13 protein-coding genes are annotated in these 14,543 nt (G+C 48.5%); 11 read left to right on the forward strand and 2 right to left on the reverse strand.

Annotated features, from left to right (window positions below; translation table 11 throughout):
- The first annotated feature begins 4 nt into the window (after positions 1-4).
- Both ACE5KN_RS24950 and ACE5KN_RS24955 read left to right on the forward strand, forming a co-directional pair.
- The gene (locus ACE5KN_RS24950; protein ID WP_375527427.1) at positions 5-436 is read left to right on the forward strand and encodes a MarR family winged helix-turn-helix transcriptional regulator; all 432 of its coding nucleotides are present in this window, start codon (positions 5-7) and stop codon (positions 434-436) included.
- 13 nt (positions 437-449) lie between these two features.
- Complete coding sequence (locus ACE5KN_RS24955; protein WP_375527428.1) at positions 450-1,199, forward strand: SDR family NAD(P)-dependent oxidoreductase; 750 nt, start codon at positions 450-452, stop codon at positions 1,197-1,199.
- 96 nt (positions 1,200-1,295) lie between these two features.
- Here ACE5KN_RS24955 and ACE5KN_RS24960 read toward each other — a convergent pair whose 3' ends face one another.
- On the reverse strand, positions 1,296-2,051 hold the full coding sequence (locus tag ACE5KN_RS24960; RefSeq protein ID WP_375527429.1) for a class I SAM-dependent methyltransferase: 756 nt from the start codon (positions 2,049-2,051) through the stop codon (positions 1,296-1,298).
- Positions 2,052-2,202: 151 nt separating this feature from the next.
- Between ACE5KN_RS24960 and ACE5KN_RS24965 the strand changes: the two genes are divergently transcribed.
- From ACE5KN_RS24965 to ACE5KN_RS24985, 5 genes are read left to right on the forward strand one after another with little or no spacing between them, the layout of a single operon-like run.
- Positions 2,203-3,804, forward strand: a complete 1,602-nt coding sequence (locus tag ACE5KN_RS24965; RefSeq protein ID WP_375527430.1) for an ABC transporter substrate-binding protein — start codon at positions 2,203-2,205, stop codon at positions 3,802-3,804.
- An 11-nt stretch (positions 3,805-3,815) separates the two neighbouring features.
- Positions 3,816-4,751 (forward strand): ABC transporter permease, encoded by a 936-nt coding sequence (locus ACE5KN_RS24970; RefSeq protein WP_375527431.1) that lies wholly within the window; start codon positions 3,816-3,818, stop codon positions 4,749-4,751.
- Positions 4,748-5,551 carry an ABC transporter permease gene (locus tag ACE5KN_RS24975; protein ID WP_375527432.1) on the forward strand — a complete coding sequence of 268 codons (804 nt, stop codon included), beginning with the start codon at positions 4,748-4,750 and terminating at the stop codon, positions 5,549-5,551. The genes ACE5KN_RS24970 and ACE5KN_RS24975 overlap by 4 nt, the downstream gene beginning before the upstream one ends.
- Positions 5,551-6,405, forward strand: a complete 855-nt coding sequence (locus ACE5KN_RS24980) for an ABC transporter ATP-binding protein (RefSeq protein WP_375527433.1) — start codon at positions 5,551-5,553, stop codon at positions 6,403-6,405. The genes ACE5KN_RS24975 and ACE5KN_RS24980 overlap by 1 nt, the downstream gene beginning before the upstream one ends.
- Positions 6,350-7,123 carry an ABC transporter ATP-binding protein gene (locus tag ACE5KN_RS24985; protein WP_375527434.1) on the forward strand — a complete coding sequence of 258 codons (774 nt, stop codon included), beginning with the start codon at positions 6,350-6,352 and terminating at the stop codon, positions 7,121-7,123. The genes ACE5KN_RS24980 and ACE5KN_RS24985 overlap by 56 nt, the downstream gene beginning before the upstream one ends.
- A gap of 55 nt (positions 7,124-7,178) precedes the next feature.
- Here ACE5KN_RS24985 and ACE5KN_RS24990 read toward each other — a convergent pair whose 3' ends face one another.
- The gene (locus tag ACE5KN_RS24990) at positions 7,179-8,090 is read right to left on the reverse strand and encodes a hypothetical protein (protein ID WP_375527435.1); all 912 of its coding nucleotides are present in this window, start codon (positions 8,088-8,090) and stop codon (positions 7,179-7,181) included.
- 380 nt (positions 8,091-8,470) lie between these two features.
- Here ACE5KN_RS24990 and ACE5KN_RS24995 point away from each other — a divergent pair, with 380 nt between their 5' ends.
- The 4 genes from ACE5KN_RS24995 (at position 8,471) to cydC (ending at position 14,519) form a co-directional block, all read left to right on the forward strand.
- Positions 8,471-9,835 (forward strand): cytochrome ubiquinol oxidase subunit I, encoded by a 1,365-nt coding sequence (locus tag ACE5KN_RS24995; protein ID WP_375527436.1) that lies wholly within the window; start codon positions 8,471-8,473, stop codon positions 9,833-9,835.
- Positions 9,832-10,848, forward strand: a complete 1,017-nt coding sequence (locus ACE5KN_RS25000) for a cytochrome d ubiquinol oxidase subunit II (RefSeq protein ID WP_375527437.1) — start codon at positions 9,832-9,834, stop codon at positions 10,846-10,848. The genes ACE5KN_RS24995 and ACE5KN_RS25000 overlap by 4 nt, the downstream gene beginning before the upstream one ends.
- A 66-nt stretch (positions 10,849-10,914) precedes the next feature.
- Entirely contained in the window at positions 10,915-12,789 is a 1,875-nt protein-coding gene (gene cydD / locus ACE5KN_RS25005; protein ID WP_375527438.1) for a thiol reductant ABC exporter subunit CydD, read from the forward strand.
- Positions 12,786-14,519: a thiol reductant ABC exporter subunit CydC gene (gene cydC, locus ACE5KN_RS25010; protein WP_375527439.1), complete on the forward strand. Its 1,734-nt coding sequence runs from the start codon at positions 12,786-12,788 to the stop codon at positions 14,517-14,519. The genes cydD and cydC overlap by 4 nt, the downstream gene beginning before the upstream one ends.
- Positions 14,520-14,543 lie beyond the last annotated feature (24 nt).

The raw sequence follows: 14,543 nt of genomic DNA on the forward strand, positions 1-14,543 counted from the left end.
GATGATGAGCAGCCAAGGTATGGATGTGATTTCAGACACGATTAAAGCCGCAAACCTGTTATCCAGGAGGGGAGGTGAGATCGCTTCTAAATGTAAACTGACAAGCGTACAGCAATGGCTGATCCTGGGTGCCATCGCGCAAGCGAACAAAACTTCGTTAGGCGATCTAAGCCACAGGACGATGGTGACAAAGCAGAACATTACCAAAATGATTGAACGTATGAAGAGTTCAGGGCTTGTAAGAACGTATCAGGATATGGAGGATAAGCGTTACGTATATGTTGAGCTGACGGAAACGGGAAATGAGAAATTGGAGCAACTGGAAGAGATGCTGGCAGAGATGGATCACAAGGTTCTTAGCGCATTTACCGAAGAAGAGCTCAAGCAATTCTCACAATTTCTGAACAAGCTGATCAATCAGTTTGTGGAAGATTAAGGAGTTGTCGTAAATGGGGAAAGAAGCAAAAGTAGCGTTGATAACCGGAGCCGGGCGAGGGATTGGTGCAGCTACGGCGAAGGAATTGGCGGCGTCGGGGATGAGGGTTGCAGTCAATTATCTTTCGGACCATGCCAGTGCGGGAAGGGTTGTCGATGAAATTGAACGCCTCGGAGGAGAAGCCATAAAGATACAGGCAGATGTATGTGATGCCGGACAGGTGAATTCCATGGCAAAGCAGGTTATCAACCGCTGGGGTACCCTGGACATTCTGGTCAGCAATGCGAATATTCCCTTTCCCATTAAACCTTTCCTTGACATGGAATGGGACGAAATGGCTGAGAAGCTGAAGTCTGAAATTCAAGCCGCTTTTAATTTGACGCAAGCGGTTATTCCATTTATGAAGCAAAATGGCTACGGACGTATCATTTACGTGGCCAGCAGTGTTGCCAAGACCCCCGGAAGGGGCTTTATAGCGCATGGTACGGCAAAAGCCGCGCTGGTGCAGTTTGCGAAATTCATCGCTCAGGAATTCGGTGAGTTTGGCATTACGGCGAACATTATTTCTCCAGGGGCCGTAGAAACCGAGGCATCCAAGGAGCAAATAGAGCGGTATCGAAGCGCGATGATCGCGGAAACGCCGCTGAATAGGATCAGTCAGCCCGAAGATATCGCAAGAGCCATTGCCTTATACGCAAGCGAGCGGTCCGGATTTATTACTGGCTCCTATGTACCTGTTAATGGCGGAAAAGATATGAGTTGAAACGAATCCCCTCGGGGGCGCTTTTGGATAGCCGCCGACCGAACACAAATCGTCGCTGAACTTCCGTTCGGCGGCGATTTGCAGTTTAGGCGAAGCCTATTTTTCAGCAACGATGGCAAACATGGGTCTGTGACGGTTCAGGATTTTTTCTCCTGTACTATAAAATCCGGCATCGAATCCTTCATGAACCTGGATTTTAGTAAAACCAATAAACTTAAGCATTTCACTGTCCCATCCCGGTCTTCTTACATAGGTCAATGGCAAGGTAAGCGCCAGTTGATCGCCTTCCTCAATGTCTTTCTCTTCGCGGTATGGCAAATAACCTTGATCAATAGCCTCCTCTTTAGCCTTTCTGAAAAGCTCTGCCTCCTGGGGATTGCTCAAAAACAAATTCCAATTTGCATCGAAAATAATAACCTGGCCCCCATCATTAAGCATTCCGTACCAATTTTGATAAGCTGCAACAGGATTATATAGGAACCAAGTGACATTCCTGGAAATGACGATGTCAAATGTTTCTTCTGTCTTATATTCGATGATATCCGTCTCAATAATCTTGATATTGCAGTTATATTTTTGTGCATTTTGTTTAGCTCTGGCCACCATTTCAGGTGAGGAATCAATGGCGGTAACCTGGTGCCCCATACGACTAAGCAATACTGCAAAAAATCCGGGTCCTGTTCCAACATCCAGAATCTTTAAATTCCGTTTTTCGGATAAAAGATGACCCAGGATCGCGTTCCATTGATCATATGTATCTGTTGCAAATTCGGTATTTACGATTTCATCATAGACATCTGCTCCTTTATCCCAATAATCACGATATTGTTGTGCAAGTTTATGCTCAGCCATTAACCTCTGGTCTCCTTTATTAAAAAAATATCTTGCAAATAGTAAATATTACGATTAATAATATACAAAGATGACTTCGTATGCAAGTGATCATGATCATTTGCAACAATTTAATCACGAACATCAAAGGAGAGAAGTAGGAGGAGTAGGGATGGACAGCAGATTTCGTTTCAGTATTGCAATCGTTTTAACGCTGTTGCTGCTTGCGGGGTGCTCACAAGGCGAAAGCTCGGTTTCCGGTTCTGGCCAGGAAGCGGACAAACAAATCCTTGTAGCAGTAACCCAGGATGGTGAAGGAGATAAACTGGATGCCGCGACTTACAATGGGACACGGCAGATGCATGCCGCTGTGTATGATGCGCTTGTGGATTATAAAGGAGAAGGTAAAATTGCCCCCAGCTTGGCCGAGTCATGGGAAATCTCCGATGACGGAAAGACCTACATTTTTCAACTAAGAAAACAAGTGAAATTCTCGGACGGCAGTCCGTTGAATTCAGCGGCCGTTAAGTTTTCATTGGAGCGAGCGATCAGCAGAGAAGAGAATGCAACGCTTGAAATATCCCGTTTGCTGAAAAAAATAGAATCCCCTGATGACAACACCGTCGTACTTACATTTAAAGAAACTGCAACTCAAGTACTGTATGAGCTAAGTCAGGCAAGGCCTTTCCGGATTATGAGTCCAAACTCGGTAACTCCTGCGGGAGATGTGAACGGAGACTTTCACCAGGCGATCGGCACAGGCCCATGGAAAATAGGCAGCTATCAACAAGGAGTTGAGACCGTTCTGGTGGCAAACGAGCACTATTGGTTAGAAAAACCATCGGAATATTCGCTCGTTTTTAGAGTGATTACAGATCCACAGGCAAGGGTACTCGCGCTCCAATCCGGGGAGGTGGATCTTGCAGGCGGAGAGCTTGGCAATATCCCGCTGGAAAGTCTGAGTGTTTTTCAAAACAACGACAAGTATGTGGTGGAAACGGGCACCAGTACGATGTCCTATTTTCTGGTCATCAACCAGAACAATGCAGCTCTATCGGATAAAAATATACGCCAGGCCATCAATTATGGAAACGATACGAGTAAATATGCAGATGGTAGCAGCGAACCAGTCAAGGGACTGTTTCAGGATAAAGTTGCCTTTGTAACATCCGATAATCAGCCTTACTATCCGTATAACCCCGAGAAGGCAAAACAATTGATCGAAGCCTCGGGCTACAAATGGAATGAGAAAAAGCAGCTTTATGAGAAAGACGGACAAGTCCTGCAGCTGCGGTTGGTGATCCAAACGGAAGAATATCCGGAGTGGAAAGAGATGGCTGAAATTTTTCAGGACAACATGAAGCAGATCGGAGTGCAAATCGACATCGTGAATCAGGAAAGGGCAGCTTACTACGATACGTTATGGAGCAGCAAAGATTATGACCTGCTTATATATCGAACTTATACGGATGCTCAATTGCCCTATCGATTCCTGTCTTCTTTATTCTACAGTTCGCCATCAATGCCGGGAGCAGCTTATCAAGACCGTCCATTGTCGGACCTGCTGGATCAGATTGCTTCCACCATCTCGACAGAGAAGCAGCAGGCGTTATTTGACCAGGTGTTTCTTCGCATGCATGAGGAAGCGATGTCGGTGCCGATTTATTACGCCAAGCAAACCTTTGTTCATACTCGTGAACTTTCCGGCTTTACTTTTAATGCCATTGAAGACGATCCTGTTAAGTGGCATCACTTAAGGAAAGAAGCACAATAATGCTGCGTTCCATGACCCATCGTCTGTTGATGCTCATGACCACATTTGTCCTGTTTTCTTTGTTCGTATTCGTATTAATGCGTTTGGCGCCGGGGGATCCGGCGTCAATGATGCTGTTAGACATCGGAGCGGTGCCGGAGCAATCTCTGGTGGCTAATCTACAGGAGCAATGGGGGCTTGATCAATCGTTTATTCAGCAATACATGGCTTGGGTTGTGCAGATATTCCAGGGAGAACTGGGGAATTCTTTTATGTCCGGAGAACCGGTATTGAACGAAATCATGGACCGTTTAGATCCGACAATCAGACTGATTGCAGGCTCCTTTTTGCTTACGATGTTGATTTCCATACCGGCAGGAATTTGGTTAGGCTTGAATTCCGGCTCGATGCCGGATCGCGTGGTTTATTCGGTAACGATTTTGGGGTTGTCGATTCCTTTATACTGGCTTGCCATTCTTCTGATGTATGCTTTCGGTGTAATCTGGCCGATTCTTCCGGTTGTCGGCAGCTCTTCCATAGAACATTATGTGCTTCCGATAACAGCCATTTCCCTGGTGCAAAGTGTCTACTCCATTCGGATGGTACGCTCATACACCGTGCAATACAGTAAATTCTTCTATATTGAGGCGGCAAGAGCCAGAGGTTTGCGGGCCTCTATCTTTTATCCGGCTTATTTGTTCCGCGCCATGTTCATCCCGATCCTGACGTTAATCACGACCAGCCTGCCAAGCTTTTTTGGAGCCGCTATCATGACAGAAACGATTTTTAGTTTTCCGGGGTTCAGCAAATATATGCTTGAGGCGATTTACCGCCGTGATTTTCCCGTCATTCAGGGGAGCGCCCTGCTGGTGGCCGCTTTTATATTTGTGTTTCATTTTATGGCCGATATCCTTTATTTTGTGGCCGATCCGCGTGTTCATCTTGACAAACAGAGGTGGGAGCTATGATGAATCTCGTGCGGGCGAATAAGCTTCCAGCAACAGCTTTGTTGTTTATTGTGCTCCTTATTATTGTCGGGTTAAGCGCATCATGGATTTCACCTTATGATCCGTTCCAGACCAATCATCATGAAAAGCTCCTTCCTCCAAGCCTATCGCATCCGTTTGGAACGGATTATCTGGGAAGAGATTTGTTAAGCCGTGTGCTGCACGGGATCAGCGATTCCGTGTTCCCCGTTTTTGCAGTTCTCAGCGTTGTTATGCTGATCGGATTGCTCGTTGGCGCACTAAGTGCTTTTTGGGGGAGTAAGCTTGACATGTTGATGATGAGTGTGACGGATATTTTTACGGCATTGCCGAATGTCCTGCTCACCATTGTTGTCGTCGGCTTTCTCGGTTTTGGCATGGAAAATGTCTATTTCGCGGTGATTCTTTCCTGGTGGGCCAAGTACGTCAGATTAATTCGCGGTTTGATCCTTGATGTGAAAAAGGAGCCGTATATTATCGCGAGCAGGGTAAGCGGATCATTTGGCATGAGAACGATCATACGACATATGATACCGAACATTGCCCCGCAGATTGGGACCATGCTGATTTTGGATGTAAGCAAGGTGATTTTGACGTTATCCGGTTTATCCTTCCTGGGAATTGGCGCGCAGCCGCCTTCACCCGAATGGGGTGTGATGTTATTGGATGGGAAAAATTATTTGCAGGTTGCGCCATGGATGGGGTTTTTCCCGGGTTTTATGATTTTTCTGACAGCCTGCTCGTTCCAGATTGTTGGCGAGCGGCTCAGGAGGGGGAAGTAATGGCTGCCGCAGTGGAAATCAAAAATCTGAGTATTAGAAACGCAAATGGTCGGCCGCTTGTACACAACAGCAGTTTTTCTTTGGAGTCGGGAAAAACTTACTGCTTATTGGGAGAAAGCGGAAGCGGTAAGACGTTAACCAGTAAAGCTATTTTAGGAATGCTTCCTGAAGGGCTGCAGATGTCAGGCGATATCATGCTGCACGGCAAAGACCTGAATCGTTTATCCAAAAGGGAATGGCGCAAAATCAGGGGGAAACAGGTGGGCGTCATTTTTCAGCATCCTGAACAGGCATTACATCCATCCATCCCGATCGGCAGACAATTATGTGATCTTATGCTTAGTCATTTACCGATATCGAGATATGAGGCTGAGAAACAAGCGGAAAAGATGCTGTCTCAAGTGTTCTTGAAAGATACGGCGCATGTGATGAAAAGTTATTCTCATGAGCTGAGCGGGGGAATGAATCAACGTGTCATGATCGCGATGGCGCTTCTGTTACGGCCTGAAGTTGTCATCGCCGATGAGCCGACGAGCGCGCTTGATGTCACAACCCAGGCTGAAGTCATATCCTTACTGCACCATCTAATATTGGAACTAAACATGAGTATGTTGTTTATTACGCATGATATCCTCCTGGCAGGTTATCTTGCGGATACGATCGGTGTGATGCGTGACGGAGAAATGATAGAACAGGGAAGCGCCGCGCGAATATTAGGACAACCCGAGCATGAATATACCAGGCAATTATGCAGGTACCGATCGCAAAGGCTCCTTGGCAAAGGAGGTGCCAGCCCCAATGCTTCAAGTTCAACAGCTGTTCAAAGAAATGAATGGAAGGCAAATTCTGAATGACATTAATTTTGTGATAGAAGACGGAGGGTCCCTGGCCATCGTTGGCGAGAGCGGCAGCGGCAAATCCACGCTGGCCCAGCTGATTATGGCCTTAAAGCAACCGACTTCGGGTCACATTATATTTAACGGGCAGCACCTGCCCCGCAAAGGAATAAAAGCGTATAAAAAGTGGTATCGCGATATTCAGATTGTTTTTCAAAATACAGCCTCAACATTGAACCCGGCGCTGAGCTTGTTCAAGTGTCTGGAAGAACCGCTAATTAACTTTACAGGCTTGAATAGAACGGAACGTAAGAAGAGGATTCTGGAGTATTTAGACAAGATAGGTCTTCGGGAGGAACTTCTAACATCCCGGCCAGGAAAATTAAGCGGAGGACAGTATCAAAGAGCCTGCCTGGCTAAAGCACTGATGATCCATCCCAAACTATTGATCTGTGATGAAATCGTCTCGAACCTTGATATCGTATTGCAACAGCGGATCATAGAACTGCTTAAGTCCATTCAGCAGGAACAAGGCTTGTCTCTTCTATTCATTACCCATGATCTCTCGCTTGTGCCCGGACTGTGCCAGGATATTTTAGTGATGAAAGACGGGAGAAAGATTGAGCAATTTCATACTTCTGACCTTCATAATGAGCGAGCGCGGGACGCCTATACGATCACGCTGCTGAAATCAGCCGAAATGCTTGAATCCAAGTGGAGAATGAACGAGACTTAAGATATAACCAGCCCGCGAATTGCTGATAGAGCATTTGCGGGCCGGTTTCACTTGTTTAGATCTGTTTTCCGAGGATGAGTGCGAAATATTGGATGTTTTTTGTCAAGAAGTCTTTATTTTCAAAGGATGTATTCTGGAATTTGCTGTCCATATCTTCCAGGAACGCGGCCATATCCGAGGTGTCTGCGCCATCAAACTGATTAGCGATTTTCGTGTTTTTCAAAACCGTATCTACATGGTCGTTTTCAGTGTGGTAATCCTTCGCCCATTGCGGGTTCTTCATCAGCTTTTGATTAAAATCCAGCAGGATTTCCGCAAAGCCTGCGCCGCTGCCGCCATTCATCTTATCTTTGAGAATCTCGGTTATTTTATTGGCGGATTCCGGATCATGTTTTTTCATCAAATAGTTAATATCGACATAATCATCAGGCGCACCTTCAGGCTTGCGAGGGATATCGATATAGCTTGCCTGGCCGGTCTCTGGATCAACCGTTCTGGTTTTGGCATACGCAGCGATCTGATTCATGGTGGCAAGGAATTTCTCCGCGTCGTCACCTGTCATGTAATTGTCCGCAATAAATTTCGCCTGAGACAGCCCGCTCTCAAGCAGCGCCGCTCTTTCGCTTTCATCCGCAACGGATCCGTCAGGAACAAAGTTGGAGCTTATTAAGAAATTCACGGCTTCTTCCACTTCAGGCGGTTTTCCAGCTAGCAATTGCTCTAAGGAAGAATTTATTTCGGAAGTAAATAAGGGCCTTATCGAATTGTGCTTAACTGCGCCCACAGGCAGTTCCCGGGTGCTAATGCCTTCGGCCAACTGCCTGGCCGCCTCGCTGATTTCCACACTGTCGTGTCCCGGAAGGGCGAATCCTGTTTCCAGTTTCAATTTGTTGTTCGCTTGGTTATTATCTCGATTTTGAGTGTAAAGGCTTGGAAGCGATGAGATAACATTACTTTCGATTTTCATGTTATACCTCCTCGTGCAATCCCATTAAAAAAATATATACCTGTATATATATCGGCATATCATTCCATATCTTTAACCTAATCTTATTTATCCGTCGTATACGCTGTACGCAAATGATACATTAATTCGCTTTTGCAGCGATTTAGGAGCTTTTTGCTGTTATTACCACACATCGGGGAACGGATCAATGACTCGATGGGGTGGTTTTCTTTGTTTTTCACCGAGTTGTCAGAAAGATTTGATTCTTTTTTGAACTGAGCTCCTTTCGTGATTAATTTGAGACATTGCGTCGTTATAATAAATTTTAAATATCGGGCAAGTTTTGGCTGGATTCAATCCCGATATACGAATGAAGAGTGATTGAAAGGAGACAGTCTGGCGTGGTTATAGATACTGTGCTGTGGAGTAAATGGCTGACAGGGATGACCTTGGCGTTTCATGCCATTTTTGCCACGATTGGCGTTGGTGTTCCGTTGATGATTGCCATTGCCGAATTCGTCGGTATACGCAGGAAGGACCCTCATTACATACTCATGGCCAAAAGATGGACAAGAGGGTTCGTCATTTCCGTGGCCGTAGGTGTGGTGACCGGAACGGCGATTGGTCTGCAGCTTTCACTAGTGTGGCCGAACTTTATGCGATTGGCGGGGAATGTCATCGCGCTCCCGTTATTTATGGAGGTTTTTGCATTCTTTTTTGAGGCTATTTTCCTGGGAATTTATTTGTACACATGGAATCGGTTTCGCAATCCGTATATCCATTGGCTGCTGACGATTCCGATTGTCGTTGGGGCAGGCATGTCCGCTGTTTTTATTACGACGGTGAACGGATTTATGAATCAGCCCGGAGGTTTTGTCATGGAAGCGGGCCAATTTACGGCAGTTAACCCGCTGCAAGCGATGTTTAATACGGCAACGCCCTCCAAAGTTTTTCATGTCGTAACTTCAGCCTATTTGACAGGAGCCGCTCTGCTGGCAGGAATTGCGGCCTACACGATTTTAAGAAAAGGGCCGTCGGCGTATCACAAGAAAGCATTGAAGCTCATGATGGCGGTTGTGCTGGTGTTCAGCGTGCTGACAACTCTGGCCGGGGATGTGTCAGCCAAGTTTTTGGCAGAGCATCAGCCGGAGAAGCTGGCGGCGGCGGAATGGCATTTTGAAACGGAAAGCGGTGCGGATTTGATTTTATTGGGCTGGCTGAATGCAGAGCAGAAGGTCATGGGAGCCATTCACATTCCGAAAGTGCTCAGCTTCCTGGCCTTTGGCGACTTTAATGCCGAGGTAACGGGACTGGAGGAATTCCCCCTCGATGAACGGCCGCCGCTGCTTGTGCACTATTTATTTGATTTCATGGCCGGGATCGGTTTTGTTATGTTGGCCGTTGCGCTATTGTATTTTCTGTTTTTGTTCTGGAAGAAACGCAGTGAGCTCAACAAGTGGCTGCTGCGAGGGGTTGTTTTTAGTACATTGCTATCGTTTCTGGGCGTTGAACTGGGCTGGTTTTATGCGGAAATCGGGCGGCAGCCGTGGATTATCCGCGGATATATGCGCGTAGAGGAAGCGGCCACTTCGTCACCAAGCGTGAGGATTCTCTTTTTTCTCTTCCTGCTTTTGTATATTGTACTGGGCATCATGTGTGTCCTTGTACTAAGGCGTTTGTTCCGTAATAAACCGGCAGAAGCCGAACTGGAAAAGCTTGTGAACGAGCAGCATGTTCAATCCGTGGAAAAAGGGGTGCCGGTATGATCAGTTACGAGTTGATCGGCATCTCCGTGCTTTGGCTGTTTTTGTACGGCTATTTAATTGTTGCCTCTATTGATTACGGCGCCGGCTTTTTTGCCTTCTACGCCCGTCTCACGAAGCGGGATCATCTGATCAATCGTTTGATATCCCGTTATTTATCGCCGGTCTGGGAGATTACCAATGTGTTTTTTGTTTTTTTCTTTGTTGGCATCGTCGGTTTTTTCCCCGACACGGCTTATTATTACGGCTCTGCGCTGCTTGTACCGGGAAGCATTGCCATTATTCTGTTAGCTATTCGCGGCTCCTTTTATGCCTTTGAAAATTACGGCTCCAAGGAAAGCATCGTGTACCTGTTTCTATACGGGGCAACGGGTTTGCTCATTCCGGCTTCCTTGTCGGTGGCACTGACGCTTTCCGAGGGCGGATTTATTGTGGAGAAAGGCGGAGCTGTTTTTCTGGAATATTGGTCGCTGATCTCAAGCCCGCTGTCGTGGAGCATTGTCGCATTGGCCATCGTATCGGTGCTGTTCATTAGCGGATCGTTCCTGGCCTTCTACGCTTCCCGGGCGGACGACCAGTCAGCGCTGAAGCTGATGCGGACCTATGCCCTGTTTTGGAGCACGCCAACGATTATTGCCGCGCTTACAGCATTTATTTATCTCAGCCAACACAATGAGCGGCATTTTCAGAACATGATGGATTTATGGTGGCTGCTCGCGCTTTCTGTCGGTTTTTTCATGATAGCTCTGTGGCTGCTGTATAGCGGACGCCGATACGGACTGGCCTTTATTTGTGTCATGCTGCAATTTTTCTGTGCCTTTTTTGCGTACGGGATCGGGCAATATCCCTATATTCTGGATCCGTACATTACCATTCAAAGTGGAGCCACGCAGGAGTCGATGGGCATTGCGCTGGTAGTTGCCTTTATCGGTGGTCTGTGTCTGCTGGTACCGTCCCTTATTCTTGTCTTCAGATTATTCCTGTTTGATGCGGATTATATCAAAGGCAAAAAATGACCCAGTGTATGCATGACTGTATGTTGGAGTACCTTACAGGCGTATGTAAAAAGGAGGGAAGTCTGCGTGAAAAGGAAAACCAGTCTGATATCCGAGCTCATGTCCGCACAAAGGAAACGACTTGTTCTCCTTGGCGGCCAGTCGCTTGCCCTCGGTGCAGCCATTGCAGGACAGGCCGTGCTGCTCGCTGAAGCCGTTGAGCGGATTTTTGTGCAGCAGGCTCCCTTGTCATCGGTTGTTGTCATCCTTGGCTCACTGCTGGCCGTCATGGCTGTGCGAACGCTGCTGTCGTATGGAAACGGGCGAATCGGCTTGCAGATGGCTGCCAGTGCCAAGACGGAGATGCGGGGAAAGGTGCTGCGTAAGCTTGCCCATGCTTCCGTTCCTTCGGCGCTGCGCGGGCAAACCGGGGGCAAGGTGAGTGTGGCGCTGGATGCCGTGGATGAAGCGGACAGTTATTTCAGCCAGTATATGCCGCGTATGATGGAAGCCGCCGTCATTCCGATTCTGATCCTGATTGTTGTTTTTACTCTACATATGAATTCCGGCATCATTATGCTGGTTACCGCCCCTTTTATCCCGATATTTATGGTGCTTGTGGGGCTGAAAACGAAGAACAAATCGGAGGAGAAATTTGCACAGCTGGCCGAATTTTCCGGTACGTTTCTCGACTCGCTTCAAGGGCTGGTTTCGCTCAAGCTGTATGGCCGGGCTCATCGCCAGCAGCAGGAAATTGAACGCAGCAGCCTTGGTTACCGGGATGCGACGATGGACATTTTGCGGATTGCCTTTACCAACACCTTCATGCTGGAATCCATCGTGATGCTCAGCATTGGCATTGTTGCGCTTGAGCTGGCGCTTCAGCTGCTGGTGTTCAAATCGTTGTCCTTCCACACCGCCTTTCTGATTCTGCTGCTGGTGCCCGAGTTTTACAGCCTGTTAAAAAACACGGGAACTGCCTTTCACAGCGGCCGCACCAGCATGGGCGCAGTCCGTAAAGTGGAAGAAATGCTTGCGGAAACAAAGGAAGAGAGAGCGGCATCGGATAGGGGAGATGGTGCCGGGAAAACGGATGGAACAGGTGAGATCGGCAGGGTGGAGAAGGCGGACAAGGCGGACAAGGCGGACAAGGCGGACAAGGCGGAAAAGGCGGAAAAGGCGGTCAAGCCTGGGACTGCCCACTTGGATTTGATTCGGATGCCGCCATCCATCGAACTGAGGGATGTCCGGTTTCGGTATGCGCCGGATTCGTTCGAGCTTGCAGTTGGTTCCGTTTCGTTTGGACCGGGGGAGCAAATCGCCATCGTCGGAAAAAGCGGGTCCGGTAAAACAACCTTGCTGCACCTCATTGCTGGGCTGTTGAAGCCGATAGCGGGAGAAGTGCTGGTGAACGGGCATTCACTTGCACAATACGATGAGGCTGCATGGTTTGAGCACGTCAGCTACATTACTCAGCATCCGTATATTTTTGCCGGCACATTTGCGGACAATATTGCCATCGGGGCGGGCCGGGATGTCTCCCGGGCGGAAATTGTGCAGGCGGCAGAGGCAGCCGGTCTTGCTGCCGTTGCCGCCGAATTGGAGCAGGGCTATGACACCTTTGTCGGTGAAGGAGGCAGGGGCTTGTCAGGCGGTGAGAAGCAAAGGCTTGCGCTGGCGCGCGCTTTTTTGAAGCAGCCTGCCATCATTTTGTTTGATGAGCCAACGGTGGGATTGGATTTGCACACCGAACGCATCCTGCAGCGGTCCATTGCCGAGCTTGCCAAAAAGACGACCATGATTACCGTAGCTCACCGCCTGTACACGATACGGCATGCCGACCGGATTTTGTTTATGGATAACGGAGCGCTGCTGGATTATGGGCGTCATGATGAGCTGCTTGCCCGTCTGCCGCAATATGCCGAGATGGTGCATGTTCAGCGCAAAGGAGGATTCGCATGAATGACCTGGCTATATTAACAAAAGCGATGATTCAGGAACGTAAGGATATTGCCATGGCGATCATCGGCGGATTCATTGCCGGCATAGCTGGTGTATGCCTCTTTGCCGCAAGCGGTTATATGATCTCCCAGACGGTGTTCGCCCCGCCGCTCTATACCTTGATTGTGCTGACATCACTGGTGAAAATACTTGGCCTGCTGCGGGCGGCAAGCCGCTACGGCGAACGCTTGTATTCCCACCGGGCGACGTTCACCATACTCAGCCGTTTGCGCACCTCCTTTTTTGCCAAGCTTGTTCCTTTGACACCTGGGATATTGGGCAAAAAGCGAAGCGGAGAGCTGCTCGCACGGATCGTCGGGGATGTGGAGAGCTTGCAGCATTATTTTATACGCGTCGCTTATCCCCCTGTCGTTGTCGTGATGGTGTTTTTGGCCACGGTTTTGTTTACTTCAGCTTTTTCGTTCTGGATGGCCTGTTTGTTTGTGCTGGGCATGCTGGCAACGGCTTTTGCGGTTCCGGGGCTTGTTTTGCTTGGGCAGAGACGGATACATGGCCGTGTCCGCCAGCAGCGGGCGGTGTTCTCCACTGAAGTGACTGAATTGCTGTACGGGTTCCGTGATTTGAAAGTTTACGGGCAATTGAAAAAGCGCGAGCAGCAGCTGCAGCAAACCTCCGCCGCATTGGCAGTCGAGCAGCAAGCAGCAGCCCGGCACTTGCTGCGTGGGCAATCGCTGCATACTTTTGTGACATACCTCATTTCCTGGGGTGTGCTGGTTCTTGGCGCCTATTTGATCATGCACGGCTCCTTAGCCGGTGTATTTCTCGCCATGCTGGTCATGGCTTCGCTCACGGTGTTTGAAGAAGCTTCGGCAATGGCCACGCTGCCTGCTTACAAGCAGGATAGCGAACATGCGGCAAGGCGGCTTGCGGAAACGGTTCATGCCACGGATAAGCAGCCGCCGCAGCCAAGCGGTGTCCTCTCCGTCGAGCAGGCCTTTGCAATTGAGCTGTGCGGAGTTACGTTTCAATATGAAGATGAATGGCGTCCGGCGGTGAAAAATATTTCTCTGGAGTTTCCCCCGGGTTCCAAAACCGCCATTGTCGGGCCGAGCGGATCAGGCAAAACAACCATCATCGAATTGCTGCTCAAGCTGCGCACAACGACAGAAGGCCGGATTCGTTTAAATGGGATTTCAGTTGAGGAACTGGATGAAGCGAGCATTTGGCAAGCCTCCAATGTGGTGCTGCAGCACAGCCATTTCTTCCGGGGCACCATTCGGGACAACCTGCTGCTGAATGAGGAACAACATCATTCTGACGAAGTGCTGTCGGCTATGCTGGATAAAGTACAGCTGACGAATAAGTCTCTGGACGATGAGGTGTATGAAAAAGGGGAGAACTTGTCGGACGGAGAGAAGCAGCGTCTGGCTCTGGCACGGGCAATGCTTCGGAAAGGGCGGTTATGGCTTCTGGACGAACCGACGTCCTCGCTGGATTATGTTACAGAGCAGCGCGTTTTCCGTCACCTGCTGACTCAGGCAGTTGATGATACACTTCTGCTGATTTGCCATCGGTTGACCGGACTGGAGAAGATGGACCGGATATTGGTCATGGACCAGGGAAGAGTTATTGAAGCGGGCTCGTATGCAGAGCTGATGGAGCAAAAGGGATATTTTTATGAAATGAAGCAAATCGAGCTGCAAATGATCGGCGAAGCCGGGTCATATTGAAGAAAACAGAAATTTCATCAAGGC

Source organism: Paenibacillus terreus (assembly GCF_042138595.1).
Lineage (GTDB): Bacteria > Bacillota > Bacilli > Paenibacillales > Paenibacillaceae > Paenibacillus > Paenibacillus terreus.